The 20,090-nt window shown below is 51.8% G+C and carries 12 protein-coding genes; 6 read left to right on the top strand and 6 right to left on the bottom strand.

Annotated features, from left to right (window positions below):
• Positions 1–74: 74 nt before the first annotated feature.
• Positions 75–3,101: a molybdopterin-dependent oxidoreductase gene (locus BN4_RS15170; protein WP_015416292.1), complete on the bottom strand. Its 3,027-nt coding sequence runs from the start codon at positions 3,099–3,101 to the stop codon at positions 75–77.
• Positions 3,098–3,742: a 4Fe-4S dicluster domain-containing protein gene (locus BN4_RS17355; RefSeq protein WP_015416291.1), complete on the bottom strand. Its 645-nt coding sequence runs from the start codon at positions 3,740–3,742 to the stop codon at positions 3,098–3,100. Before BN4_RS17355 ends, BN4_RS15170 begins: the two co-directional genes overlap by 4 nt.
• 935 nt (positions 3,743–4,677) lie before the next feature.
• Between BN4_RS17355 and BN4_RS15160 the strand changes: the two genes are divergently transcribed.
• Genes BN4_RS15160 through glgP form a run of 4 tightly spaced genes read left to right on the top strand, consistent with a single transcriptional unit; the run spans position 4,678 to position 13,373 of the window.
• Entirely contained in the window at positions 4,678–6,633 is a 1,956-nt protein-coding gene (locus BN4_RS15160) for an amylo-alpha-1,6-glucosidase (RefSeq protein WP_015416290.1), read from the top strand.
• A 2-nt stretch (positions 6,634–6,635) separates the two neighbouring features.
• Positions 6,636–7,922, top strand: coding sequence for a glycosyltransferase family 4 protein (locus BN4_RS15155; protein ID WP_015416289.1), 1,287 nt, complete (start codon positions 6,636–6,638; stop codon positions 7,920–7,922).
• Positions 7,919–9,118, top strand: coding sequence for a glycoside hydrolase family 57 protein (locus BN4_RS15150; protein WP_015416288.1), 1,200 nt, complete (start codon positions 7,919–7,921; stop codon positions 9,116–9,118). The genes BN4_RS15155 and BN4_RS15150 overlap by 4 nt, the downstream gene beginning before the upstream one ends.
• Positions 9,119–9,131: 13 nt before the next feature.
• Positions 9,132–13,373 carry an alpha-glucan family phosphorylase gene (glgP, locus tag BN4_RS15145; RefSeq protein WP_015416287.1) on the top strand — a complete coding sequence of 1,414 codons (4,242 nt, stop codon included), beginning with the start codon at positions 9,132–9,134 and terminating at the stop codon, positions 13,371–13,373.
• Between the two features lie 137 nt (positions 13,374–13,510).
• Here glgP and BN4_RS15140 read toward each other — a convergent pair whose 3' ends face one another.
• Positions 13,511–16,195 (bottom strand): molybdopterin-dependent oxidoreductase, encoded by a 2,685-nt coding sequence (locus BN4_RS15140; RefSeq protein ID WP_015416286.1) that lies wholly within the window; start codon positions 16,193–16,195, stop codon positions 13,511–13,513.
• Positions 16,196–16,473: 278 nt separating this feature from the next.
• Between BN4_RS15140 and BN4_RS15135 the strand changes: the two genes are divergently transcribed.
• Together BN4_RS15135 and BN4_RS15130 are read left to right on the top strand one after the other, a co-directional pair.
• The gene (locus tag BN4_RS15135) at positions 16,474–16,665 is read left to right on the top strand and encodes a hypothetical protein (protein WP_015416285.1); all 192 of its coding nucleotides are present in this window, start codon (positions 16,474–16,476) and stop codon (positions 16,663–16,665) included.
• Between the two features lie 35 nt (positions 16,666–16,700).
• On the top strand, positions 16,701–17,729 hold the full coding sequence (locus BN4_RS15130) for a TIGR00341 family protein (protein ID WP_015416284.1): 1,029 nt from the start codon (positions 16,701–16,703) through the stop codon (positions 17,727–17,729).
• Between the two features lie 98 nt (positions 17,730–17,827).
• Here the strand turns inward: BN4_RS15130 and BN4_RS15125 are convergent, their stop codons facing one another.
• The 3 genes from BN4_RS15125 to modB are packed head-to-tail and all read right to left on the bottom strand — an operon-like array spanning position 17,828 to position 20,065.
• Positions 17,828–18,571 (bottom strand): ABC transporter ATP-binding protein, encoded by a 744-nt coding sequence (locus BN4_RS15125; RefSeq protein WP_015416283.1) that lies wholly within the window; start codon positions 18,569–18,571, stop codon positions 17,828–17,830.
• A gap of 18 nt (positions 18,572–18,589) precedes the next feature.
• Positions 18,590–19,354 carry a molybdate ABC transporter substrate-binding protein gene (gene modA, locus BN4_RS15120; RefSeq protein ID WP_015416282.1) on the bottom strand — a complete coding sequence of 255 codons (765 nt, stop codon included), beginning with the start codon at positions 19,352–19,354 and terminating at the stop codon, positions 18,590–18,592.
• A gap of 21 nt (positions 19,355–19,375) precedes the next feature.
• Positions 19,376–20,065, bottom strand: coding sequence for a molybdate ABC transporter permease subunit (modB, locus tag BN4_RS15115; protein WP_015416281.1), 690 nt, complete (start codon positions 20,063–20,065; stop codon positions 19,376–19,378).
• Positions 20,066–20,090: the final 25 nt, after the last annotated feature.

Genomic DNA, 20,090 nt, shown 5'->3' with positions numbered 1-20,090 from the left:
TAAAGTTGACCGGGCCTCTGCTTCGCTTTTTCAAAAACTGGAATCCACTTAAATCGAACTACGGAACATTCGGCTTACGCCTTGGCGTTTTCTTTCACTATCCTGACTTTGGTGCTGCTGAAATCAGGGAATCCACCAAGGCTGTCCACCATGGGTGTATTGGCCAGGTTCTCATCCAAACGACCAACATCATTAAAGTTAAGCCCACGTAAAAAAGCCGGATTCGCATAAAGCCCGGTATCCGATGCAACCTGACTGCCGCCAAGAAATGCAGTCTCTGCCCCGGTTATGGCCAATGCAGACCCACCAAACTGGGTATGTCCGAAATGAAAGGAAACACCCACGCATCCAGGACGAATCAACTTGGTGACATGAATCTCTCCGGTGATACCATCCGTATTACTCGGAGAGATAAGCCGCACGGTCTCTCCTTCTTCCAATCCGGCCTGCTTCGCATCGTCAGCATTCATCTCCACATAGTTTGTCGGAGCGAGCTGCATGCCAAAGCTGTTCCACAGGGAGCGAGACTGGGTGTGTTCACTCATCTTGTAGGTGATCACCGTATACGGATAGGCTGTATCAATATTATCCATGAGACGACCATCGGAAAAAGAAGGCCGGACAAATGCCGGTATTCCCGAAAATCGTTTTCCGGTCATGGTATTCACCGTGGCAGCAAGGTCCTCATTGTATAAGGCATAGCGCCCGTAACCATGCTTGAAGCATTCCTTGTCAAAGGATTGCTCGTATGGCTGGAAGACACCACCGCGAACCAGAGCGTAACAAAGTTGATTCCATTGATCAGCGGTGAGCACATCCTTGTGTCGGGCAACGGGAAAACCGCTATTCACGCGCTCGATATCCTCAGCCGAAGCCATGGGTACTTTTGCGTTGTGGACTATATTCGCATACGCCCGGAGATAGAAATCCTCTCCCTTCTTCAAAGGATATTTCCGGCCATCGGCACCGGGAATGGCATGCTTGCCAAAGCCGGGAAGACCGAGCCGTTCAGCAAGATCAATGAGCAGTGTTTCGGTACAGAAAGGCCGGCCGTCATCAGTCGCGCCGACAAGAGGTTCAATGATCGGAATCCGTAATCCCGTAAATCGACTGCTCGGCGCGTGGGGGTTCTGCCACCCGTAGTGCCCCTCGGGATAACACAGGTCAGGCACGATATAATCGGCATAAATATTCGTCTCGTTGACAGCCGTATCAATGGACACGAAAAGCGGGAGCTTCTCCGTATCCTTCAGCGTTTCCTTGAAACGATATCCACCTGGGATGGAATACACTCCGTTGAACAGGTAGGTGAAAAGCACCTTGCACTGATAAGGATATTGCTGATCGATTCCACTGAGAGCTTCGCAGGAAAGCCCGCCCTTGGAAAACGGAAACCATGGACGTTTTGAAGGATAGCCCGATCCTGTCTCCGCTTTCTTTTCCCGGAATTCCGTTGTCTTTTCATAATGGGATTTTTCGCGGGAAATACGCGCTCCCGAAGGCTTATGCTCACCCTCAAAGTGCGCGATATTGTAAAGGCCTTTGCTGGGAGAACCGAGCCCTCCACCACTTTTCATATATCCGCCACGCATATCAACACTGCCCACAAGCAAGGGCAAAATGGCAATGGCATACGCTGCGTAGGAACCATCCACGTAATTTCCTGCGCCATGATACTGAGTCACTCCCACACGAGTCCCATGGGAAGTGAAATCCTTGGCCACACTCACGATCTTTTCCACCGGGACACCGGCAAAATCAGCATATTCGCCCAAAGAATATTCATCAAGAGATGCCATGAACAACGAGAATGCCGTCGTAACCTGTGTTGTGACACCGAAATAATCCGTCACTTTACCCGTTCCCGACAATGCAGCCGAAGAGGCTCGTTCAGCCCGCACAGCCTCGCCTGTTCCACTGGCCGGAAAGACCATCAACTCCTCCCCGGTCTTGCCGCCTCTTGAGGGGTCAACATCCTTGAGCCGCAGAAACTTCCCTTCTCGAGGATGACCGGCCTGGGTAATGACAAGATGACAGGCATTGGAGTATGCCGCAAACCCCCTGTCGCGTGCGACCTTCAGATTCGGTGCAGTGAGAAAATCCTTGTTGTACCGTTCATTGTCCACGATCCACCGGGCAATCCCCATGGCCAGTGCGCCGTCATGTCCGGGCTTGACCGGAAGCCATACCGAAGCGTGAGCCGACGCCATGGTTGCTCTCGGGTCCGCCACGGAAAAGGACAACTCCCCATCCGCCTGCCGCTTGGCCACAATGGCACCATACGTGTTCACGCCGGGTTGCAGGGCTCCATAGATATTGGCTCCGAACACCAATATATAATCCGCAGTCCTGGGATCAGCCTTCAACTCCACGCCCTTTTTCTCGGTCATGGCCCAGTTGCCCATCCGAAAACCGAGCCCGCAAATATCTGTATGTCCAATGCGATTCAATGACCCCATGCTTTTTTTGACAAAGCGATCAATGAAATCCCCTCGTCCTTTTTGCAGGCGACCGGTAATGAAAGTCAACGCATTGCGCTTCGGACCAAGGGAAGGATCATTCGCATTGATGGGGTCGTCCGAGTCAAGAGCCCCAAGCCCTTCAATGTCACGATCCTCACCAAGATGAGCAAAAAGCCTCCCACCATCGGCAATCTCTGCCACCAGTGTTTCCCATTCGATGGGTTCGAACTGCCCTGACCCGCGAGGTCCGCTTCGCTTGAGAGGCTTGACGAGGCGGTAAGGGCTATAGGTGTGATTGATACTGTCCAATCCTTTGCTACACAGGGGACACTCGACATCAAGGGATTCCTTGGCCGGAGTTTCGTAAGGCAACTCATTGAACTGCATATTGTACGGGTGATACGGGTTGCCCGAGATGTTCACCATCGAGCCTTCGCGTACAGCCCCCAGGACACCACACCTGGCATTGCAGGCCAGGCAGACCGATGGAACGACCGTGACATCGTTATCCGTCATGGCTCCGGCCTGCCCATGCCCCGAAGTGGGAACACCAGCGGCATGAGCCACACCGCCGCCCACTATATCCGTCAGAAACGAACGCCTGTTTATATGATCGCTCTTTGTATTCTTTTTCTTCATGACTGAATCCGTCCATCCTGCTTATCAAGATAATTCATATTGGTTGTGGTAAAATCCGAAGAAAGTCGAGCTATCCGAAGAGCCTTGGCAAACTCTCCCTCGGGATTTTTGATATCACCGAAGAGTCTGGCACTGGCCGGACAGGAGGTGACACATGCCGGAAGAGAGCCTTTGGAAAGCAGGCTCAGGCAGAAATCACAACTATCCGCCTTCTGCTCCACAGGATCAACAAACCGGGCATTGAAAGGACATGCGTCAACACAGGCTCCGTCACCCGTACAGGTCCCCCAATCTGTCACGACAATGCCATTGGCCAACTTGTGAATGGCATTGACCTCGCAGGAGTCAAGACAAAAAGGCTCTGCACAATGGCGGCACCCATCCGGGGTGAAGGTCATTTTCGCATCAGGGAACTCTCCAACCTCTTCCTGCTCGATATGGGTGAGAAAATGCCCCTGGGCCGTCCCGTTCTGCAACTTGCACGCACTGGCGCACGAGTTGCAGCCCATACATCGTTCCTTGAGAATGATCATGCCATAGTGTGGCCCATCACCGGAGGCACTTGCTGTATAGGAGACCAACCCCGATGACCCGGCTATCAGAACCAGTCCGTTCTTAATGAATGTTCTTCGCGTTTGCATACATGACTCCAGACCCCCAGGCCGAAAATTCGTCCCCGGAAATGTTATAATGTTGAGAAGAGGTAAACGCTTTTGCACGGCTCGAAAACACCGTTGAAGGTGCAGATTCACAAAATTGGAGCTGCTCCTCTTTTGCACCAAGCCTACAAATGCCGGAAAGAACAGGCGGATCACTTTCAAAAGAGATTCACACCCCGTCAATGCTCCCTGAAAAGGACAGGTATGGAGGTTCTGACGCCCATGCCGTTGCATCTGCCAAGAAGAACACCACAAAGCTGAACCGTTCCATAGCGACTTGCATATTACAGAATAAAAAACAGGATCATGGGATCATTCGCCCAGTTCAGCACCACCAATTTTTTGTGTTAAACTTAACACTTTGAATGCACTACACTGTCAAAGAAGACCTGTAATGCATCCATATAATGTCTTATACAACCATCTAAAAGGTCTCTTGCATACACTCCACCCCACAAGCAGCTCACAATGAAGCACAAACCATCCCCTGCTTAGCAAGAGGGATCAATGATGACCAATACATAATCATGATATCCCCATGCCATGAGATAGAGGTGATCAATCAGACCCATTTTTCAAGCAAATAGGAAATGTCCACTTTCAAGGACACATGACACCGCACGTGACGCGATCTCATGATCATGCCTGAACAAACACAAGGGAGGGAAAACACACCGTCGCAGCATGAGAGGAAGCATCTCTTTCATCACAACCAAATAGCATGGAAACTAACAAATAAAATTAGATATTACGGCATTTTAAATAAATCGTAAGGAAGAGCGAAAAAAAATAACACGCACGCTTGATATTTCACTTGCATATGGTGGCTTTTTCCTATGTATTTCCTTCAGGATTCATAGATACGTGCCTTCTTTTGTTCTTTTCTGATCACCTTTTCTCTACCTTTGGCGGTGAATATGATACGAATTCTCAGGGATGAGTGCGTCAATACCGAGACCGCGACTCGGAAGGAATGGCTCGATACCAACGGCATCGGGGGCTATGCTTCAAGCACGGTCATCAACTGCCACACTCGAAAATATCACGGATTGCTCGTGGCCTCTCTCAAAGAGCCACGTGGCAAGTTTGTCCTTTTGTCAAAAGTTGAAGCCTCGCTCATCAGTCATGATAAAGAGTTCGCTCTTTCAACCAACAAATTCCCCGGAGTCTACCACCCCACCGGGCACCAGTTTGTGGAGGAATTCGAACAGGGACTTTCCCCATCCATTACATACCGCATAGGTGATGCCCTCATCAAAAAATCCATGATGATGGTACATGGAAAAAATACGACGTTGCTCTGCTACGAACTTCTTGAAGGTAAAGTCAGGCCGACCCTTCGCATCCGGCCTCTGCTGGCCTACCGCGACATTCATTCCCTGGCACGGGAGAACATGTTTCTGCACCCCAAATCCTACCCCGAAAAGAACGGGCGCAAGGTACAGCCATATGAAGGGATGCCTCCCCTCTACATGGGAACCAACCGCTCCTCGGAATTTCATCCCGGCCCCAAGTGGGTTTTGAACATCGAATATCTGACGGAGCGGGAACGGGGATTCCCTTATCAGGAAGACCTCTTTTGTCCCGGAGCATTCGAAGTGCAACTCCACAAAAGCAAACCTGTTATATTCGCGGCCTCCACCGAACCATTGGGCAATCTGGAAAGAATACGAAAAAAGGAAAGCGAACGTCGGGAAATAGCGTTCTCCAAGGCAAAGCACCGCTGCACCCATGTCAAATGGCTGAAATACCATTCAGACCAGTTCCTGATTCACAATGCTTCCGGCTTTGCATCCGTGGTTGCCGGATACCATTGGTTCGGCGAGTGGGGACGCGATACCATGATTGCACTTCCGGGGCTGACCTTTCACGCCGGGCGTCAACAGTTCGGCGAGGAGGTACTCGCCTCCTATGCCAAATTGGAGCGTGACGGACTGTTGCCCAACTACCTGGACCAATCATCCGAGCACCTGGCCTACAACTCCGTCGATGCTTCTCTGTGGTTTTTCTGGGCTGTTCAGGAGTATCTTGCCACCAAAGGGAAAAAACAGTTCGTGGTCAAGCATCTGATGCCTGCGTTGCGGGGCATCATCTCGGCACATCTTGATGGCCGTGTCCCTCTGTGCGGGCTTGATGAGGACGGTCTTCTCCATGCGGGAAATCACAATACACAGCTCACATGGATGGATGCCCAGGCTTACGGTTCTCCGGTTACGCCCCGCCACGGCGCTGCTGTCGAAATCAATGCCTTATGGTATAATGCTCTACGGTTTTACCTGGAATTAACTCCGGCAGAGGATGAGCTTGCATCCCGCGCACTTCTGGCCGCAGACACTCTGGCCGCGAATTTCGTCCATCGATTCTGGAATCATACCGACACCTGCCTCAGTGATGTCATCAATCAAGACGGACAGGATAACTCCATCCGCCCCAACCAGATATTCGCAGTGTCCCTGCCATACAGCATGCTTGATCTCGAACAGATGCGCGCCGTGGTCAGTACCGTTCAAACGCACCTGCTCACCCCCTACGGTCTGCGGACGCTTTCTCCTAGAAACAATGACTACTCTCCCTTCTATCGAGGGGACTCCAATCAGCGTGATTCGGCGTACCATCAGGGTATGGTCTGGCCCTGGCTGGCAGGACATTTTGGCGAAGCTCTTCTGCGTCAAGCCGAAGATATAAAAGAAACCAAGGCATTCTTGAAAAAGTATTTCAAGCCTATCCTTCGTTCCTTTCCTGATGATTTCGGCATTGCATCCGTGCCCGAAATCTACACAGGAAATCCGCCGCACCTGCCCAAGGGGACCATTGCCCAGGCATGGAGCGTTGCCGAAGCCATCCGCCTCAACTCATTGCTCGGGAAGAAATAATTATGCGTGTACTCATGTTCGGTTGGGAATTCCCACCTTATATCTCCGGCGGCCTCGGGACGGCATGCCTTGGTTTAACCAAGGGACTCGCCCACCTCGGGACCGATATTCTTTTTGTTCTTCCCCGTCTTGACTCTGACGAGGAAGGCAAACATCTGACATTGATGGGAGCCAACCGGGTCCGGGCCAAAGTCGGTATCTCCGAGATACTGGAATTGCGAGAACGTGTTTCTGTTCTGGAAGTCCTTTCCCCGCTCCGGCCATACCTCACGGAAAAGGAATACAGAAGCATCCTCGAAAAAAGTGAAAATATTACTTCCGAAGATATCCTCGTCGAATTGCAGAACGATTTCTCCGGTGGATATGGAGACTCGCTCATGGCGGAAATAGTCCGCTACAGCCTGGTCGGTGCCTATGTGGCCCAACGGGAAAAATTCGATGTCATTCATGCCCATGACTGGATGACGGCTCCGGCTGGTATTGAAGCAAAACGGATCTCGGGAAAACCACTGGTTGTTCACGCTCACGCTCTGGAATTCGACCGAAGCGGAGAACATGTGAACCAGCAGGTCTATGAAATAGAAAGAGCCGGATTCGAAGCCGCTGACCAAATCATCGCGGTCAGTCACTTTACCAGGGACACCATTATCAAACGGTACTCCATTGATCCTGCAAAAATCACTGTCGTGCACAACGCCGTCTCCAAGGAGCGGCGAATCGGCCAAATGCGCATCCAAAAACCATACAAGGAGAAACTTGTGCTCTTTCTTGGCCGTATCACCTTCCAGAAAGGGCCGGATTACTTTGTGGAAGCTGCGGCCAAAGTGCTCAAGAAAAACCCGAATGTCCGGTTTGCCATGGCTGGGTCCGGCGATATGTTTCCACGTATGGTTGAACGCATGGCCGAACTGCGCATGGCCGACAAATTCCACTTCCTCGGATTTGTTCGCGGAGCTGATGTCGAACGTATTTATGCCATGAGCGACCTCTACGTGATGCCCAGTGTGTCCGAACCCTTTGGGATAACCCCCCTTGAGGCCATGGTCTACGATGTTCCCTCCATTGTTTCCAAGCAGTCCGGTGTGGCTGAAATCCTTGATGACGCGGTCAAGATCGATTTTTGGGATGTGGATCGACTGGCTTTCGAAATTCTGGATATTCTCGGCAACGAGAAACGGGCTCACACACTCATAGAAAGCGGCCGAAAAACACTCAAAAAAATCCAGTGGGATCGTGCGGCTGAAAAAGTTCTGGACGTCTACCGCCGACTGGCAGGAGAAATGGCATGACTTCAGTGTGTTTCTACTTTCAGGTTCATCAACCCATGCGGCTCGATCAGGGATACTCATTCTTCGACATAGGCCGGAGGCATGACTACAGGGATGAAGCCACCAACCATGACATCATGCGCAAGGTTGCCGACAAGTGCTACCTGCCCGCCAACAGAATGGTCCTCGACCTGATACATCAATTCAAGGGGGAGTTCCGCGTCTCCTACGCCATTACCGGAGTGGCCATGGAGCAATTCCAGGAGTTCTGCCCCGAGGTCCTCGACTCCTTTCGAGAACTGGCTGATACCGGATGTGTCGAATTCATAGGAGAAACCCATTATCACTCACTGGCATTTCTTTTTTCCAAGGAAGAATTCCGTCGGCAGGTCAAGATGCATGGCCGCGTCCTTGAAGAATTTTTCGGCTCCAAGCCGACGACGTTTCGCAACACGGAATTGATCTACAGCAACGATCTGGCCCTGGAAATTGAGAAAATGGGCTACAAGGCAATCCTTGCAGAAGGTGCTGACCAGGTTCTGGGCTGGCGGTCACCAAACTACCTCTATCAACCTGCCGGATGCACCAAGCTCAAGGCAATGCTCAAGAATTATCGCCTCTCGGATGACGTTGCCTTTCGGTTTTCAGACCAGAACTGGAACGAATGGCCGATAACCACCGACAAATTCGCCCGCTGGGTTCACGCTATCGCGGGCAACGGAGACGTGGTCAACCTTTTCATGGATTATGAAACCATCGGGGAACATCAATGGGAGGACACCGGCATTTTCAATTTTTTCCGAGACCTGCCCCGAAGCATACTCGCCCATAACGATTTTCGCTTTCAGACCCCAGCGGAAGCCGCAGCATACCATGATCCCATGGCACAACTGGATGTTCCCTACTTCACCTCCTGGGCCGACCTTGAACGCGATGTCACGGCATGGCTGGGGAATCCCATGCAGGATCAAGCGGCGGAGCTAGCCTACGCAATGGAGGAAGACATCCTCGCTACCAACGATGACGACCTGATCGCCACATGGCGTGAGTTACTGACCAGTGATCATTTCTATTACATGTGCACCAAATGGTTTTCTGATGGAGACGTGCACAAGTATTTCAATCCTTACAATACCCCGCATCAGGCGTTCATAACCTATATGAACGTCCTCAACGATCTTGCTCTTCGGGTTCATGAAACCCGGAGCAACATGTGACAGGAGAACAGATATGGATACCAATTGGCTCTTCGAAGTTTCATGGGAAGTCTGCAACAAGGTCGGCGGCATCCACACCGTCATCAGCAGCAAAGCAACCCAGGCCGCAGCCGCATTTGAAGACAGATACATAACGCTGGGACCACTTCTTGATCGCAACCCCGGCTTCGAGCCGTGTGAACCGCCGGAAATAATTCTCCCGACACTGGAACGGCTCAGGGAAAAAGGCATTGAAACAGCAGTAGGACGATGGGATATCCCAGGAAGCCCATGGGTTATCCTGATCGGATTCCAAAATGCCTTCACCTCACACGACAAACTTCTCTTCCAACTCTGGAATGATTTTGGTGTGGACTCCATGGCTGGCGGCTGGGACTACATCGAGCCGGTTCTCTTTAGCACGGCAGCAGCCATGGTCATCAAGGAGATTGACGATGACCTTGAGGAAGGAACTGATGTCTTTGCACATTTTCATGAATGGATGTCCGGGGCCGGAGTCCTGTATCTCAAGAAACATTCCCCCGGTGTTTCCACCATTTTGACGACACACGCCACCATGCTGGGCAGGGCCATGTCCGGCTCCGGCGTCGATATCTATGACCGTCTTGAAGAGATCGAACCGTCACAGGAAGCCAAGGTTTTCGGCGTCACGGCAAAGCATTCCATGGAATCCGTCTCGGCCCGTGAAGCGGATTGTTTCACTACCGTTTCCAACATCACCCGCAAGGAAGCATCAAATCTGCTCGGGACCAATCCGGCAGTTGTTACGGTCAACGGTTTCAATCTGGAAGGATTTGCCGAGCCTGCCGCAGTGGCCAAGACCAGGGAGATGGCGCGAAACAGACTCATGGATCTCGCGTCCAGATTCCTGGACAGAGAACTCGACCCGAAAAAAACGCTTCTGGTAGGCACCAGTGGGCGATATGAATTCCATAACAAAGGCATCGACCTGCTTCTGGATAGCCTTGCCGAGGTCAATGACCACCTGGCATCGAATGATGGAGATATCACTGTCGTCACCTTCCTTCTCGTTTCCTGCGGTTACGCCGGATTCAGCGAAGAGGCTCGCAGACGTCTGAAACAGGAACAATATGATATTGAAAAATATGCCGGTATCGCGACCCATCACCTCGGTGATGCCGAACACGACCCCATCGTCAGAAAATGCCACGAACAACGGCTAAATAACGCCCCTGAAAACAAATGCTGCGTGATTTTCATTCCTGTCTACCTGGACGGGAATGACGGTGTTCTCAATCTCGAATACTACGATGCCCTGGCAGGCCTGGATCTGACGGCATTCCCATCCTTTTACGAACCGTGGGGCTATACCCCCATGGAGAGCGCGGCTTTTTCCGTCCCGACTATCACCTCGGACCGGGCGGGATTCGGCCAATGGGTTATGGAAAAGCACCCTGCCGGTCATCCGGGGGTCCATGTGCTCAACCGACTGGATGACACCTATGAAACCGTCAAAAACAACCTGACCCAGTTCTTAATCGACTTCACCCAATGGAACGATAACGAACGAGGCTACCGGAGCGGTGAGGCCCGCCGTATCGCCGAAGAAGCGACCTGGGAACATTTCTACCCGCGCTATATGGAAGCGTATCAACGAGCAGCAGAAATCAGGACAGAACGGATAGCCGGAGTGCAACGCATGACCGCCGCCCCAGGACAGGAAATCAGCTTCAGCGGAGTCAACACGACCCAACCAAGGCTCCGGTCCTTCACCGTGGTAACAGAACTTCCACAAGCTCTCAGCAGGATGCGGGACCTTGCCAACAACCTCTGGTGGGTGTGGCACCGGGATTCACAGGAACTTTTCAAATGGATGGATGAAGACAATTGGCATGAGTGCGGGCACAATCCGGTCCTTTTTCTTAATACCATGGACCGAGATCGACTGAATGAACTCTCCGGCGACATCGAATTCATGGCCCGTTTCACCAATATTCTTGAGCGATTTGATGCGTATATGCAGGAAAAGGATGCCGCTGACATCGAAGGGATAACATGGGAAAATCCCATATCCTACTTTTCAATGGAATTTGGGCTACACGAATCAATTCCCATTTATTCTGGAGGTTTGGGACTTCTCGCAGGAGATCATATAAAGTCGGCAAGTGATCTCAACCTCCCGTTTGTAGGCATCTCCCTGCTCTACAAGAACGGCTTCTTCCATCAGCGAATCAATGGCAACGGAGACCAGGTCGTGGAATACCGCGAGAACGATTTTGCGGCCATGCCCATCACCCCGCTGCATGGGAGCGATACGGAAAAGACGTTGGTGACAGTGGACCTGCCTGGTCGCACTGTCTTTGCCCAGATATGGCAGGTCCATGTTGGACGGGCCACCCTCTACCTGCTTGACACCGACGTAGTCGAAAATTCCCGCCCGGACAGGGATATTTCTTCGCGGTTGTATGACCCGTCATCCAAGGGACGTATAGAGCAGGAGATCATTCTCGGCGTGGGCGGCATCCGTCTGCTCAAGGCACTGGATATCGACCCCGCCATCTATCACCTCAATGAAGGTCATTCCGCATTTCTGCTCTTTGAACGCCTTCGCCAACTCATGCTCATAGAGAGTGTCGACTTTGCCACGGCCAAGGAAATCGTTCGCGGCTCGACGGTCTTCACCATGCATACACCGGTTCCAGCCGGAAATGAACGTTTCGAGAAGTCACTGGTTGAAAATTATTTTCACATGTATGCTGATGAGATGGGTGTCCCATGGGAATCCCTCTGGAACCTTGGTCATATCTACGCCGAAGAAGCGGACCATCTCAACATGACGGTCCTGGCTCTGCAACTATCCAGTATTCGAAATGGTGTCAGTAAACTGCACGGCGATGTTTCCCGGCGAATGTGGATGGACCTCTGGCGCGGTTTCCTGCTCGGAGAAGTCCCTGTCGGCCATGTGACAAACGGCATTCACATTCCATCCTGGCTTGATGAACAACTTCGTGGAGAAATCGAGTCATCCTGCGCGGTCTCGGTACACGAGGAGTTGCTCGAAAATTCCGACTGGGGATGCCTGGATTCCATTGATGACAGAAAAATGTGGGACACGCATAAGGCCTTGAAGAACAGATTATATGAAGAAGTCCGCCATTCCATATCCACCCAATGGATGCGGGAAGGAGAACCGCCCAACCGCCTTCACTCTTTTCTCGAAACGCTCAATCCAGACCATTTGACACTCTGCTTTGCCAGACGATGCACCGCATACAAACGTCCCACACTGCTTTTCCATGACCTGCAACGGGTCAAGGAAATCCTGTGCAGCCAGGACAAGCCGGTGAACATCATCTTTGCGGGCAAATCACACCCTGCCGATACCATTGGTGCGAGCTACATCAATCTCATATGTCGCCTTGCCAAACAAGATGATTTCCTGGGCCGGGTCATCTTCCTGGAAAGTTACGATATCCGCCTTGCCCGGCTACTGGTCTCCGGCGCGGACGTCTGGCTCAACAACCCCACCCGCCTCATGGAAGCCAGTGGGACAAGCGGTATGAAAGCCGCCGTCAACGGCGTTCCCAACTGCTCCATCCTCGATGGCTGGTGGGATGAAGCATATAATGGCAGCAACGGTTGGGCTGTAGGGAGTGGTTTGGTTTATGAAAATCAGGTAAATCAGGATATTGTCGATGCCGACAACCTATACGCCACACTGAAAACGGAGGTCATCCCTGAATTTTACGACAGGGATGGCGATGGCGTCCCTCATGCATGGATTCGCCGCATGAAGGAATCCATGAAGACAGCATTCAGGCAATATGGCACCCACCGCATGGTACTCGACTATGTCAATAATGGGTATCTTCCCGTGATGTCACTGGCAGCCAAGCGCAACAAGAATGATTTCGCCCTTTCAAAAGAAGTCGGAGAATGGCGCAAGCGTATTCCAGGTCGGTTTGCCACTGTGACCATCAAAGAAGTTCAAGTCGAAGGAATCCTTGGTGATGTCTTCAAGCTGGGGAACAAACTGACAGTCAAAGCCAAAGTGGACAAGGGACAGCTTCTGGAAGAGGAAATACTCGCTGAACTGGTGGCCACCAGCCCCAATGAAGAAGTCATCGTGGATTGCATTCCCATGGAATTAAAACACACCGAAGGGGAAACACTTGAATTTCATGCGAAATATGCCCCACCGACTTCAGGTCCGATACGCTATGGAATCAGGGTCATCCCCATTCACCCAGGTCTTGCCAACAAGTATGACACCAGGTTGATACGCTGGAGTTGAACACTGCAACAAACAAGAAAGACCACAAGGAATGACACCGGAACCGGAGGTATTGGCCTTCGGTTCCGGCATTGCTAGCGAATGAATTCATTTCATTTTTCAAAAATAACCTTTCACACATCAACCATATGCCCATCTCAAACAGAGACAACCGACTCCAACCATTTTTGCACCATGTGACGGCAAAAAGCCTCGGAATCAGCCAGCAAAAGGGGAAGTCGAGTCATTAATGCCTCAAAAAAGGCATCATCATACCGCATGCGAAACCGACCTTCCCTGATGGATTCATCCTGCCTGAACAGCTCAATCCAATGCATGACAATGGAAGAATCCGCGCCCGGATGAAATTCAAAACCATATGAACACTGCCCCACCTTGAAACACTGTTTGTCACCGGAGGCTCCTTCCATCAACAAAGAAGCCCCTGAAGGCAGGTCAAACGAATCACAGTGATATCCCATCAATTCCGGCACAGGACCAGTGCCGCCCACCACGGAATCCACCCGACCAAGCTCTGTCCTGCGAGGTTGGGAAAAACCGAATTCCGGTTCATCCAAAGCCTTCACAGACCCTCCATGAGCAAGGGCGAGGAGGTGGCACCCATGCCGGATTCCTGCAACAGGTTTTCCCGCGGCATCACACTCGCGCATGAGGCGCATCAAGGGATCAAGATATCCTTTCGAACATCCATTCTGAATCTGCTCCGGCCCCCCGAAAACGACCAATCCATCGAAATCCGAAAGAGTTTCCGGTAAAGGATCACCTCCATCGGGCCTGAGAGTCACCAGCATGGCACCCTGACGCTCCAACTCCTTGCAAAATGTCCCTTCGGGCGAAAGGTCTCTTTCCCGAACCACCAATATCCGAGCACTCTTTTCATACACCGGGCCAATTGCCACTGAGGTGTCATAAAACGGTGTTCCCTGACCAACCAGACTGGGAATATCCCGCGTCAACTGATTCAAGCCATGCCCGGCCTTGGCCCACCCGCCTCGTTCCGCGATGACCACATCACGCCGCATTGAAGCATCGACTTTGAGTCTGGCCCGGACTTCCCCCACTGAACTCGACACACTGACAACCATCCCGTCCTGAACACCATTTCGCTCTGCCTCCTGAGCATGCATCGTCACTGAGGGCAATGCCGAATGTTCAGCCATGGTCCGCTCCGAACAAATAAACGAATGAGGAGCAATCGTCAGGAGCTTATAGGGATACCGGCGATCCGAAACAATCTGTTCCATGGGATCGAATTCGGTCATGAACTGAAATTTTCCCGATTCTGTGGGAAACGTCTTATCCGCATAGGGAACCATCGGAGCATCCATGCGAAACGCCCCCTCTCTGACCGCTTCAAGTGATGTTCCCTGAGCCCAGAGAGGAGCACAGATATCCTGCAACCATGCATCGACCGGGCGTTGAAAACGTCCAGCAAACGGGAACCGCTCCGCCAACGCATGGAACATGTGAAATTCAGACAGACACTCGCCCACAGGGGGAATAACCTGATTCACCGCTCCCACAAAATTATGGCCATATCCTGCGACAATATCGTTTTCTTCAAGAAAGGTTGTCGCCGGTAAAAAAACATCTGCCAAACTTGCTGTATCGTCCATGAAATGACCGGAATAAACCATGAATTCAGCACGTCCGAACGCTTGTCGCACTTTGCAGGAATGTGGAGCCATACAGACCGGATTACCGGAAGTCACATAGATCATGCGAATTGGCGGATTGGTCGCACCGAGAATTTCCTCTCCCAACTTGGGATGCAGGAAGGTCCGACGTGGAGGATTGAGTTCATCCCCCCAATACGTCTGATCATATGGCGCATACTCTTCGAATCCCTGACTGACTCCACCGCCCGCGACACCGATATTGCCACTGAGAGCGCCGAGTGCATCGATAGGCCGAATCGAATAGTGCGCATGTTCATAACGATGCACCCCCCACCCCAGGAGCGTCGCCGTGGGTTTTTCCCGTACCAAAGTATCGGCGAGGAAAGTCGCATCCATTACCGAGACTCCAGCGAGAGAACACAGTTCTTCCACGCTGAACCGATTCAAAATCGCCTGATAGGCTTCAAAGCCAACAGAATACGTGAACAAGAACTCCCGATCTTCGGCACCGGCAGCCAGAATCAGTTTTGCCGCAGCCATGGCAAGATAGCCATCCCCACCTGGAGTGGGAGCAATATGGCGGTCTCCAAGGGCCGCAGACCGGCTTCGCACCGGGTCAATGACAATGACCGTGCCACCCCGCTTTTTGATTGTACGGACAAGAGGGACCAGGCTGATATTGGTGGAAACAGGATTGCGTGCCCAGAGAATGATCGATCGACTGTTTCCATGGTCTAACGGGTCATGGGATATGCGTTTTCCCAAATCAAGTTCTTGTGCGCCCTGCCCGGCTCCACCGCACAGCGATCCACGCATGGTTGTGACACCACCCATGAGGTTGAAGAAATACTTGTTGAGCAATTTGAGTGCGGTCCGCTCACCATTCCCCTGATAATACAGGATGGCCTCCGGCCCCGATTCAGCTACGGTGATCTTCAGGCGATCTGCTATCAAGTCAAACACTTCATCCCACGAAGCCTGCCGCCACCTCCCCCCCTCCTTGAGCATGGGATGAACTATCCGCTCCGGGCTGTAGACACGGTGAATGTATTTGGCTGTTTTGTGACAGGCCACTCCTTTGGTCAAAGGATGGCAAGGATCTCCCGCCAACTTGACTAACCGCCCATCCGCGACAGTGGCGACAAGTCCGCAGGTATTCGGACAATCACGGGTGCAACTGGTCTTGATTTCAACCCTGCTCATTCAGAATTCCCCTCCGGGCTTTCATGAGTTTTCACCGTCACTGAGCAGGCTCTACAGAACCATGTCGCTCAGCGGATTTTACGGACCAAACAAAAGGAAGGGCCAGCCCCAAGACTCGGCAGAACCATACCGATGAGGTCTTCGATCAATCCCACACAAATCAAGAAAGCCATCCAAAAGGCTGTTCACCATCATTTTGACACATACTGATTCCACTAAAAAAACTCGATAAAGAACAATTCCAACATGAAAGCATGTTGAAAGCAGTACACAATAGAATGACTATTATCAAATTTGCAAAAGAAGACACCTTAAAAGAAGTTAAGAAAATCATTTTTCCCGATATTGGAAACTCCATTGACAAAAAATGTAAAAAAGAATCAAAAACCCTTCCCAACAACCTTTTCCCTGAGCTCGCCACAGTGCGCCGGACACATGTACTCGCCCTTTCCTTTATGCTACCTCTCTGAGGTCATTTACAAAACGTTCACCAAGAGGTCGCCCCATGCCATTGCGCGTCATTGAAATAGTCACTCCGCGGTCTGATAAGGACCAAGTGGTTCACTCTTTGGAGGAACATCAGACAGACCAAGGATATGTCTATTGGGCATCACCTCTTGAAGACGAAGAAGCGCTCTCGTTTCGAATCATCCTTGATGTTCAGGAATCGGAAAATGTCATGGACAAGCTCGAAAACCTCTTTGCCTGGACAGATCAGTATCGCATTGTCGTCTATCCAGCCGAAGCGACTATCCCTCGTCTCGACCAACTTTCCAAAGAGAAAGACGAAAAGAGCAACGAAACCAAAGAGTCTGAAGACAAGAAACAGAATAGAATCAGCAGAGAGGAGCTCTATACCGATATACTGGACACCACGGTTCTTTCAAAGAACTACGTCATGCTCGTCATCTTCTCCTCACTGGTCGCCATAATTGGCCTGCTGAGGGACAATGTGGCAATCATCATCGGGGCCATGGTGCTCGCCCCCCTGCTTGGTCCTAATGTCGGCCTGTCACTGGCGACGACCCTCGGAGATTCCAAACTGGCAAAAGAATCGCTCAAGACCCTGACAGTCGGCATCACTCTCTGTTTCCTACTCGCCCTCTTGACAGGACTGGTTCTCGGCAACACATCTCCCACAGAGGAGTTAATGACCCGAAGCAACACCACTTTCTCCGACATCATTCTGGCAATCGTCTCAGGGGGGGCAGGCATCATCTCCTTCACTCTTGGCGTCCCGACTTCACTGGTCGGCGTCATGGTCGCCCTTGCGTTGCTTCCCCCTCTCACGGCCAGCGGTCTGTTCCTGGGCGCTGGGATGCTCGGAGAAGCAGGCGGGGCCGCAATGCTCTTCACTACGAATATCATCTGCCTCAACCTCGCGGGAGTGGTCACCTTTCTTCTTCAAGGTATCCGCCCGCTTTCATGGGGTGACAAGGAACGAGCAAAGGCCGCAACCGTCAGGGCAGCCGTCATATGGACTGCACTCCTGGCAGCCCTCATCGGCCTCATGATCTATGAAAAACATCGGTAATGCCCAAAAAAGAAGAAGAAGAAGAAACGAAAGGGGAAGCACAGAGAAACACTCCTCCCCTCATTCAGGGAATAAGATAAAAAACCCGTGGCTCCGAACTAATCGTAGGAGCGGGCAACCTGTCGACAGAGGGCTTCTGTCATGCTCTCACCGGAATCAATAAACTTGCGGGCCGAATGGACGTCTTCCACGCTTCCATTCCTGTAAACGACGATGGTTTCAGCAAAAGATTCCACTTCATCAGAATCATGCGTGACCATGATCATTGGAATATCGAATGTTTCCAGAACTCTTGCAAGCTCGGTCCGCATCCGCAAACGTAAAGGCTGATCAAGCGCGCTAAAAGGCTCGTCAAGCAAGAGCAGCTTCGGCGACGTGGCCAACGCCCGAGCGAGCGCAGTCCGTTGTTGCTGCCCGCCGGACATCGCACCGGGCTTTTGCCCGGCGACCTTCTCCAATCCAAAAACCGCAATGAGATCTTCCACATGCCGTTGCTTCTTCCCGCTCAACCTGCCGAAAAGAGGCTTAAGCCCAAAGGCTATATTCTCCCGCACCGTCAGATGGGGAAAAAGCGCATAATCCTGAAAGACATAGCCGACATTTCGCTCACGCGTCGGCACATTGATCCCGGCTTTGGCATCAAAGATCACTTCGCCATTGACCTTTATGTAGCCGTCATCCGGCGTAAGCAATCCGGCAATGGAACGAAGCGTCAGTGTTTTTCCCGACCCGGACGGCCCGAAAAGCACCAAGGCCCGATCAGTGGTCGAAAACCGGGAGCGGAGGAGAAATTCGTCTCCTCCGCCGTTCAGTCGTTTTGATATATCAAGTTCAAATTTCATGAAGACTCGGATTTCCTCTTAAGGACGCTTGAAACCACGGCCTTCCAACAAGGAAGCACCAGCATCACTGCGGACAAAGTCCACGAATGCCTTGGCCATATCTGAAACACCGGAATTCTTGAGCACTGAGATGGGATAGGTCACAGGCTTCTCCAGAGGAACTTCCTCGATAATACGGACACTTTTTCCAGCTTTGACAGCATCAGTGCCGTAGACGAAACCACAATCGACTTCGCCACGGGATAAGTAGTCCAGAACCTGACGAACAGATTCACCGAAAATCATCTTCGGAGTCAATGTGGCGTACAGGGACTTGGCTGTCAATGCACCCTTGGCATACTGCCCGGCAGGGACGGTCTCAGGTGTACCGATACCAATGGATTTCACTGACGGACCGGTCAGGTCAGCCAACGTTTTCACACCGGCCGGATTATCCGAAGGAGTAGCCAAAACCAGTGAATTACGGGCAAAGACCTGGACGTCATCCTGAGCGACAAAGCCTTTTTCCACGGCTTTGCGCATCCATTTGGGGTTGGCAGAAGCATAAACATCAGCCGGTGCGCCCTGTTCTATCTGACGAAACAAAGCCCCGGATGAAGCAAAATTCATGATGACATCAACACCAGGGTGCGCTTTTTCAAAAGCTGGTTCAATATCGCTGAAGGCATCGGTAAGACTGGCCGCAGCCGACACAATCAACTCCTGAGCCTGAGCAGCCTGAGAACTTCCGAAAACAAGAGTCAGCGAGAACAGGCACAAGACAAAGACATGACAACGTTTCATTGGGAACTCCTTGAATGGTGGTTAAAAACGAGGTTGCAAGAGTTTACTGGTAGCCATGAGGATGAGTACGCAGACCACACTGATAATCAAAACCAATGTGTTCGCCAGCCCATCATTTCCGGCTTGAACGGCAGAGTAGACAGCGAGAGAGAGTGTCTGGGTCTTACCTGGAAGATTTCCCGCCACCATAAGGGTGGCACCGAACTCGCCCATGGCACGGGCAAAAGCGAGCATACCGCCGGACAGCACGCCGCGAAAGGCCAGAGGCAACGAAACCCGGAGGAATACCGAGAGTTCCCCCTGGCCCAAGGTGCGCGCGGCGTTTTCGTACTGCTTCCCCACGCCTTCCAGGGCTGCGCGCGCCGATTTGAACACCAGCGGAAAGGCAACCACCGTGGCCGCGATGACTGCTCCCTGCCAGGTAAACATGAGACTGATGCCGAAATTCGCCTGAAGCCATTCACCCAAGACACCCCTGCGACCAATGAGCACCAGCAGGTAATACCCGAGCACGGTCGGCGGCATGACCATGGGCAAGGTAAAGACAGCATCCGCAAAATCACGCCCGAAAAAACGCCAACGAGACAGGGCGTACGCTGCTGCCACTCCCAGAATCAATGACCAAATCGTCGCCAACCCGGCCACTTTGAGAGTCAGAAGTAAGGGGCCGGAAAAAGCCGAATCCGTCAGATCAATCCATACAATATTCATATTTTTCCCAAATGATTAAGACAGT

This window comes from Pseudodesulfovibrio piezophilus C1TLV30 (assembly GCF_000341895.1).
Taxonomy (GTDB): Bacteria; Desulfobacterota; Desulfovibrionia; order Desulfovibrionales; family Desulfovibrionaceae; genus Pseudodesulfovibrio; species Pseudodesulfovibrio piezophilus.
Note: the sequence above shows the minus strand (reverse complement) of the source record. Positions and strands in the feature narration are given on the sequence as shown.